This is a genomic window from Streptococcus sp. HMSC057G03, from assembly GCF_001808745.1.
Classification (GTDB): Bacteria; Bacillota; Bacilli; order Lactobacillales; family Streptococcaceae; genus Streptococcus; species Streptococcus parasanguinis_Z.
The window spans coordinates 1-5,060 of the sequence record NZ_KV794413.1 but is presented as its reverse complement, the minus strand read 5'-3'; the positions used below and the strand labels follow the sequence as shown (position 1 = coordinate 5,060).

The 5,060-nt window shown below is 49.7% G+C and carries 1 tRNA gene and 3 rRNA genes; all 4 read right to left on the bottom strand.

Annotation, left to right across the window (positions count from 1 at the left end):
• A 5S ribosomal RNA gene (gene rrf / locus HMPREF2686_RS00060) occupies positions 1-116 on the bottom strand.
• 79 nt (positions 117-195) lie between these two features.
• Positions 196-3,097, bottom strand: a 23S ribosomal RNA gene (locus HMPREF2686_RS00055).
• Positions 3,098-3,220: 123 nt separating this feature from the next.
• A tRNA-Ala gene (locus tag HMPREF2686_RS00050) sits at positions 3,221-3,293 on the bottom strand.
• A 53-nt stretch (positions 3,294-3,346) separates the two neighbouring features.
• Positions 3,347-4,894, bottom strand: a 16S ribosomal RNA gene (locus HMPREF2686_RS00045).
• Together the 16S, 23S and 5S rRNA genes with 1 tRNA gene alongside form the textbook arrangement of a ribosomal RNA operon.
• Positions 4,895-5,060 lie beyond the last annotated feature (166 nt).

Sequence of the window (5,060 nt, the reverse complement as noted above, 5' to 3'; positions counted from 1 at the left end):
GCTAAGCGACTACCTTATCTCACAGGGGGCAACCCCCAACTACTTCCGGCGTTCTAGGGCTTAACTGCTGTGTTCGGCATGGGTACAGGTGTATCTCCTAGGCTATCGTCACTTAACTCTGAATGATTAAACATTCAAAATTGAACATCTATATTCTAACAAGTTAACCTTACGTTGTCAATATCTTTTGACTCTTTGGATAAGTCCTCGAGCTATTAGTATTAGTCCGCTCCATTGCTCACACAACTTCCACTCCTAACCTATCTACCTGATCTTCTCTCAGGGCTCTTACTGATATAAAATCATGGGAAATCTCATCTTGAGGTGGGTTTCACACTTAGATGCTTTCAGCGTTTATCCCTTCCCTACATAGCTACCCAGCGATGCCTCTGGCGAGACAACTGGTACACCAGCGGTAAGTCCACTCTGGTCCTCTCGTACTAGGAGCAGATCCTCTCAAATTTCCTACGCCCGCGACGGATAGGGACCGAACTGTCTCACGACGTTCTGAACCCAGCTCGCGTGCCGCTTTAATGGGCGAACAGCCCAACCCTTGGGACCGACTACAGCCCCAGGATGCGACGAGCCGACATCGAGGTGCCAAACCTCCCCGTCGATGTGAACTCTTGGGGGAGATAAGCCTGTTATCCCCAGGGTAGCTTTTATCCGTTGAGCGATGGCCCTTCCATACGGAACCACCGGATCACTAAGCCCGACTTTCGTCCCTGCTCGAGTTGTAGCTCTCGCAGTCAAGCTCCCTTATACCTTTACACTCTGCGAATGATTTCCAACCATTCTGAGGGAACCTTTGGGCGCCTCCGTTACCTTTTAGGAGGCGACCGCCCCAGTCAAACTGCCCGTCAGACACTGTCTCCGTAGATGATGAACCTACCGGGTTAGAGTGGCCATAACACAAGGGTAGTATCCCAACAACGCCTCCATCGAAACTGGCGTCCCGATCTCTATGGCTCCTACCTATCCTGTACATGTGGCACAGACACTCAATATCAAACTGCAGTAAAGCTCCATGGGGTCTTTCCGTCCTGTCGCGGGTAACCTGCATCTTCACAGGTACTAAAATTTCACCGAGTCTCTCGTTGAGACAGTGCCCAAATCATTACGCCTTTCGTGCGGGTCGGAACTTACCCGACAAGGAATTTCGCTACCTTAGGACCGTTATAGTTACGGCCGCCGTTTACTGGGGCTTCAATTCATACCTTCGCGTTACCGCTAAGCACTCCTCTTAACCTTCCAGCACCGGGCAGGCGTCACCCCCTATACATCATCTTACGATTTAGCAGAGAGCTGTGTTTTTGATAAACAGTTGCTTGGGCCTATTCACTGCGGCTGACTTTAAGCCAGCACCCCTTCTCCCGAAGTTACGGGGTCATTTTGCCGAGTTCCTTAACGAGAGTTCTCTCGCTCACCTGAGGCTACTCGCCTCGACTACCTGTGTCGGTTTGCGGTACGGGTAGAGTATGATTAACGCTAGAAGCTTTTCTTGGCAGTGTGACGTCACTAACTTCGCTACTAAACTTCGCTCCCCATCACAGCTCAATGTTATAGAATTAAGCATTTAACTCAATTCACACCTCACTGCTTAGACGTGCACTTCCAGTCGCACGCTTTAGTTAGCCTACTGCGTCCCTCCTTCACTACATACTCTAGTACAGGAATATCAACCTGTTGTCCATCGGATACACCTTTCGGTCTCTCCTTAGGTCCCGACTAACCCAGGGCGGACGAGCCTTCCCCTGGAAACCTTAGTCTTACGGTGGACAGGATTCTCACCTGTCTTTCGCTACTCATACCGGCATTCTCACTTCTATGCGTTCCAGCGCTCCTCACGGTACACCTTCTCCACACATAGAACGCTCTCCTACCATACCTATAAAGGTATCCACAGCTTCGGTAAATTGTTTTAGCCCCGGTACATTTTCGGCGCAGGGTCACTCGACTAGTGAGCTATTACGCACTCTTTGAATGAATAGCTGCTTCTAAGCTAACATCCTAGTTGTCTGTGCAACCCCACATCCTTTTCCACTTAACAATTATTTTGGGACCTTAGCTGGTGGTCTGGGCTGTTTCCCTTTCGACTACGGATCTTAGCACTCGCAGTCTGACTGCCGACCATAATTCATTGGCATTCGGAGTTTATCTGAGATTGGTAATCCGGGATGGACCCCTCACCCAAACAGTGCTCTACCTCCAAGAATCTTAATGTCGACGCTAGCCCTAAAGCTATTTCGGAGAGAACCAGCTATCTCCAAGTTCGTTTGGAATTTCTCCGCTACCCACAAGTCATCCAAGCACTTTTCAACGTGCCCTGGTTCGGTCCTCCAGTGAGTTTTACCTCACCTTCAACCTGCTCATGGGTAGGTCACATGGTTTCGGGTCTACGACATAATACTAATGCGCCCTATTCAGACTCGGTTTCCCTACGGCTCCGTCTCTTCAACTTAACCTCGCATCATATCGTAACTCGCCGGTTCATTCTACAAAAGGCACGCTCTCACCCATTAACGGGCTCGAACTTGTTGTAGGCACACGGTTTCAGGTTCTATTTCACTCCCCTCCCGGGGTGCTTTTCACCTTTCCCTCACGGTACTGGTTCACTATCGGTCACTAGAGAGTATTTAGGGTTGGGAGATGGTCCTCCCAGATTCCGACGGGATTTCTCGTGTCCCGCCGTACTCAGGATACTGCTAGGTATAAAGACTATTTCGAATACGAGGCTCTTACTCTCTTTGGCTGACCTTCCCATGTCATTCTTCTATATTCTTTAAGTCCACATTGCAGTCCTACAACCCCGAAGAGTAAACTCTTCGGTTTGCCCTCCTGCCGTTTCGCTCGCCGCTACTCAGGCAATCGCTTTTGCTTTCTCTTCCTGCAGCTACTTAGATGTTTCAGTTCACTGCGTCTTCCTCTACCTATCCTTAACAGATAGGAGTACTAGCCATTAGCTAGTGGGTTCCCCCATTCGGACATCTCTGGATCGTCGCTTACTTACAGCTCCCCAAAGCATTTCGTCGTTTGTCACGTCCTTCTTCGGCTTCTAGTGCCAAGGCATCCACCGTGCGCCCTTATTAACTTAACCTTATTTTTGGTCTTGCGACCTAAACTCTTTAAATATTTACAGCGTTTCGGTTTATTTTCTTGTTACTATTTGATATAGATATTCAATTTTCAATGTTCAATCTTAACACCCTTACAGTGTTAATGGAGCCTAGCGGGATCGAACCGCTGACCTCCTGCGTGCAAAGCAGGCGCTCTCCCAGCTGAGCTAAGGCCCCACAAGACCTCTCAAAACTAAACAAGACCAACGTACAGGTTTCCATTTCCTTAGAAAGGAGGTGATCCAGCCGCACCTTCCGATACGGCTACCTTGTTACGACTTCACCCCAATCATCTATCCCACCTTAGGCGGCTGGCTCCTTACGGTTACCTCACCGACTTCGGGTGTTACAAACTCTCGTGGTGTGACGGGCGGTGTGTACAAGGCCCGGGAACGTATTCACCGCGGCGTGCTGATCCGCGATTACTAGCGATTCCGACTTCATGTAGGCGAGTTGCAGCCTACAATCCGAACTGAGACTGGCTTTAAGAGATTAGCTTGCCGTCACCGACTCGCGACTCGTTGTACCAGCCATTGTAGCACGTGTGTAGCCCAGGTCATAAGGGGCATGATGATTTGACGTCATCCCCACCTTCCTCCGGTTTATTACCGGCAGTCTCGCTAGAGTGCCCAACTAAATGATGGCAACTAACAATAGGGGTTGCGCTCGTTGCGGGACTTAACCCAACATCTCACGACACGAGCTGACGACAACCATGCACCACCTGTCACCTCTGTCCCGAAGGAAAACTCTATCTCTAGAGCGGTCAGAGGGATGTCAAGACCTGGTAAGGTTCTTCGCGTTGCTTCGAATTAAACCACATGCTCCACCGCTTGTGCGGGCCCCCGTCAATTCCTTTGAGTTTCAACCTTGCGGTCGTACTCCCCAGGCGGAGTGCTTAATGCGTTAGCTGCGGCACTGAGTCCCGGAAAGGACCCAACACCTAGCACTCATCGTTTACGGCGTGGACTACCAGGGTATCTAATCCTGTTTGCTCCCCACGCTTTCGAGCCTCAGCGTCAGTTACAGACCAGAGAGCCGCTTTCGCCACCGGTGTTCCTCCATATATCTACGCATTTCACCGCTACACATGGAATTCCACTCTCCCCTTCTGCACTCAAGTTAAACAGTTTCCAAAGCGTACTATGGTTAAGCCACAGCCTTTAACTTCAGACTTATCTAACCGCCTGCGCTCGCTTTACGCCCAATAAATCCGGATAACGCTCGGGACCTACGTATTACCGCGGCTGCTGGCACGTAGTTAGCCGTCCCTTTCTGGTAAGTTACCGTCACAGTGTGAACTTTCCACTCTCACACTCGTTCTTCTCTTACAACAGAGCTTTACGATCCGAAAACCTTCTTCACTCACGCGGCGTTGCTCGGTCAGGGTTGCCCCCATTGCCGAAGATTCCCTACTGCTGCCTCCCGTAGGAGTCTGGGCCGTGTCTCAGTCCCAGTGTGGCCGATCACCCTCTCAGGTCGGCTATGTATCGTCGCCTTGGTGAGCCGTTACCTCACCAACTAGCTAATACAACGCAGGTCCATCTCTTAGTGATGCAATTGCACCTTTCAAATCAATATCATGCGATATCGACTTTTATGCGGTATTAGCTATCGTTTCCAATAGTTATCCCCCGCTAAGAGGCAGGTTACCTACGCGTTACTCACCCGTTCGCAACTCATCCGCTCGGTGCAAGCACCAAGCTTCAGCGTTCTACTTGCATGTATTAGGCACGCCGCCAGCGTTCATCCTGAGCCAGGATCAAACTCTCATTAAAATAATTGTTTGTCTTAAACTCATTCTGTCACTGACAGATTTATTGTTTTTTTATTGTTCAGTTACTATAACTTTCGTTATAGCGCCCTGCACATTGGTTCGTCTTGTTCAGTTTTCAAAGGTCTTTGTCGCTCTCGCGCGACAACTATATTAGTATATCATGACCT